At 73.3% G+C, this 2,916-nt stretch carries 4 protein-coding genes and 1 pseudogene; all 5 read left to right on the forward strand.

The genetic code is table 11. The features are described from left to right. The coding region (nadD, locus tag B4M60_RS06765; protein ID WP_291081503.1) for a nicotinate-nucleotide adenylyltransferase at positions 1 to 549 on the forward strand (549 nt) is incomplete at its 5' end. Then, entirely contained in the window at positions 546 to 989 is a 444-nt protein-coding gene (rsfS, locus tag B4M60_RS06770) for a ribosome silencing factor (protein WP_291081504.1), read from the forward strand. The genes nadD and rsfS, both read left to right, overlap by 4 nt. Before the next feature lie 7 nt (positions 990 to 996). After that, a complete protein-coding gene (locus tag B4M60_RS06775) occupies positions 997 to 1,692 on the forward strand; it encodes a histidine phosphatase family protein (RefSeq protein ID WP_291081505.1) in 696 nt (231 codons plus the stop codon). Beyond that, positions 1,689 to 2,519, forward strand: coding sequence for a DegV family protein (locus tag B4M60_RS06780; RefSeq protein WP_291081506.1), 831 nt, complete (start codon positions 1,689 to 1,691; stop codon positions 2,517 to 2,519). Before B4M60_RS06775 ends, B4M60_RS06780 begins: the two co-directional genes overlap by 4 nt. A gap of 50 nt (positions 2,520 to 2,569) precedes the next feature. Then, positions 2,570 to 2,916, forward strand: a pseudogene (locus B4M60_RS06785) (hypothetical protein); the annotation flags it as partial.

A 2,916-nucleotide genomic window follows, 5' to 3' on the forward strand; every position in this document is an offset into this window, starting at 1 on the left:
GGACGGACGGTCTCGCCCGCCGAGGACCGGTATCTGATGACCGTGATCGCGACGGCCTCCAACCCCCGGTTCTCGGTCAGTCGCGTGGACATCGACCGGCAGGGTCCCACCTTCACCGTCGACACGCTGAGGGACCTGCTGCGGCAGCACCCGGGCACGGAGCTGTTCTTCATCACCGGCGCCGACGCGCTGGAGAAGATCCTCACCTGGCGCGGCTGGGAGGAGATGTTCGGTCTGGCCACGTTCGTCGGGGTGTCCCGCCCGGGCTTCGAACTCTCGGACACCCACCTCCAGCAGATCGGTGACGATCGGGTCCACCTGCTCGAGATCCCGGCGCTGGCCATCTCGTCGACCGAGTGCCGCCGCCGCGCCGGCGCCGACGCCCCGGTCTGGTACCTCGTGCCGGACGGCGTGGTCCAGTACATCGCCAAACGCAATCTCTACCGACCCGAGGGCTCCACCAGGCTCGACGGGAAGCCCGCCGCGACGGCCCCGGTACACCGGGAGCCCGTCACCACCGACCCCCACTCCGAGGAGAACCCCCAGTGACCGCAAGCCCCCAGGCCATCGAGATCGCCGGCGTCGCCGCCCGCGCCGCGGACGAGAAGCTGGCGACGGACATCGTCGTGATCGACGTCTCCGGACAGCTCATCATCACCGACTGCTTCGTGCTCGCCTCCGCCGAGACGGAGCGCCAGGTCAACGCCGTCGTCGACGAGATCGAGGACAAGCTCCGCGAGGCGGGACACAAGCCGCTCCGGCGCGAGGGCACCCGCGAGGGGCGCTGGGCCCTCCTGGACTACAACGATGTCGTGATCCACGTCCAGCACGTCGACGAGCGCGAGTACTACTCGCTCGACCGCCTGTGGAAGGACTGCCCCGTCGTGGAGGTCGAGGGCGTGGAGACCACCCGCAGGGACGCGGCGTCGACCGCCGGCGCCGACGACTCGCTCGCCCCCGAGGAGCCGCAGCGGGATCAGGGGCTCTGACACCCCGGTGACCCGTCGTCTCATCCTCCTGCGTCACGGACAGACGCACTACAACGCCGCGTTCCGGATGCAGGGACAGCTGGACACCGAGCTCAGCGAGCTGGGGGTCCAGCAGGCGCACGCGGTCGGGCGCGCCCTGGCGCCTCGTCGACCCTGGACCGTCCTGTCCTCGGACCTGCAGCGCGCCCGCGAGACGGCGCGGGCCCTGGCGTCCGAGGTCGGGCTCGAGGTGCGGACCGACGCCCGGCTGCGGGAGACCGACCTGGGCACGTGGCAGGGGATGAGCCACTCCGAGGTCGACGAGTTGTGGCCGGAGGCGCGGATGCGCTGGCGCAGCACCCCCCGGTGGTCTCCGCCGGAGGGCGAGAGCCGGCTCGACGTGGCCCGGCGGACCCGCCAGGTGGTCGACGAGCTGGTGGACTCCTCTCCCGGGTGGAGCGAGCACCCGGCCGTGATCGTGGCCCACGGGGGTGCGATCGCCGCGCTCACCGCCGCCCTGCTCGAGCTCCCCGTCGAGCAGTACCCGATCTTCAACGGCCTGGGGAACACGTGCTGGGTGCAGTTGTCCGCGCATCCCCGGCCCTCCGGGGCCGCCGCGCTCCCGACCCCTGAGATCGGTCCCACGACGGACGGGGCCCGCGACGTCCTGTGGCGGTTGGACCAGTGGAACGCCGGCCTCACGCCCCCGGGGGTCCCGTCATGACCGTCCGTCTGGTCACCGATTCCAGCGCGGACCTGCCCGAGGCGTGGGTCCGCGAGTTCGGCATCACCGTCGTGGGCCTGCACGTGGTCGAGGAGGGGGACCGGGCGGTGTCGACCGCCGCGGTCACCCCGGACGAGCTGGCGGAGATCTACCGGGGGCTGCTGGAGGACCCTGACTGCACGGGCATCGTCTCGGTGCACCTCTCGCGTCAGCTGTCCCGCACGTGGCAGTCCGCCGCCGACGCGGCCACGAGGTTCGGCGGCCGGGTCCTGGTCTCCGACTCCCGCGGCGCCGGGATGTCGTTCGGGGCCGCCGTCGCCCAGAGCGCGTGGGCCGCCAAGAACGGGCTCGGGCTGTCCGCCACGTACGAGTTGGTGGAGCGGCTGTGCCGGGGGGCATCGACGTTCGCCGCACTGGAATCGTTGGACAGTCTGCGTCGCGGTGGCCGGATCAGCGCGGTGGCCGCGATCTTCGGCAGCGCGCTCTCCATGCGGCCGGTCATCGTGCTGCGGGGCGGCTCGGTCGACCTGGCGGCCAAGGCCCGCACCACCACCAAGGCCCACCAGAGACTCCGGGCCCTGCTCCGCGACGAGGTGGGCCGGGGCGACGTGCTGGTGGCCGTCCACCACCACCAGGCCCCCGAGCGCGCGGAGGAGATGGCCACGGAGATCCGCAAGGAGACGCCGTTCCCGGAGCGCGTGCTGGTCGTCGAGTTCGACGAGGTCCTGGCGTGGCACCTGGGCCCGGGGACCGTGGGCGTCTCCGTGACCGACCTCGTGGACACCGGATTCCCCATCCCTCCCGTCTCTCCACAGGGCGGCCCCTGACGCGCGGTCGCGACCCGGGGCGGAGGCGGCGGCCGGGTTAGGTTCGGCGCATGTCCTCCGACCCCCGGTCGCGGTCCGCGACCACCGGTGACCCCGCCCGGGACCCGGCCCGCGCGGCCACCCTCCAGCGTCTGGCCGGCGTGACCGGCCCGGCGGCCCCGGAACCTCCGGCCGACCCCGCCACCCGGACCACCCCGGTGGCAGCGCCCCCGGTGCCGTGGGCCGACTCCGATCCGGACGGCAGGCGTCCCGAACGGGTGCCGCCCTCGGATCCCGACCCGGGCGCGTGGGCCGACCCTCCGTGGTGGCGCCGTGTCCGGTGGGCCCCAGACAGGGTGGCGGGGATCGCCCTGGTGGTGCTCGTCCTGGGCCTCGGGGCGTTCTCCGTCCATCGCCT

This window comes from Dietzia sp. UBA5065, from assembly GCA_002415925.1.
Taxonomy (GTDB): domain Bacteria; phylum Actinomycetota; class Actinomycetes; order Mycobacteriales; family Mycobacteriaceae; genus Dietzia.

Bases quoted from the DNA above. Each gene is read 5' to 3' on its own strand.
- B4M60_RS06780 (WP_291081506.1), top strand. From the start codon at position 1,689: ATGACCGTCCGTCTGGTCACCGATTCCAGCGCGGACCTGCCCGAGGCG.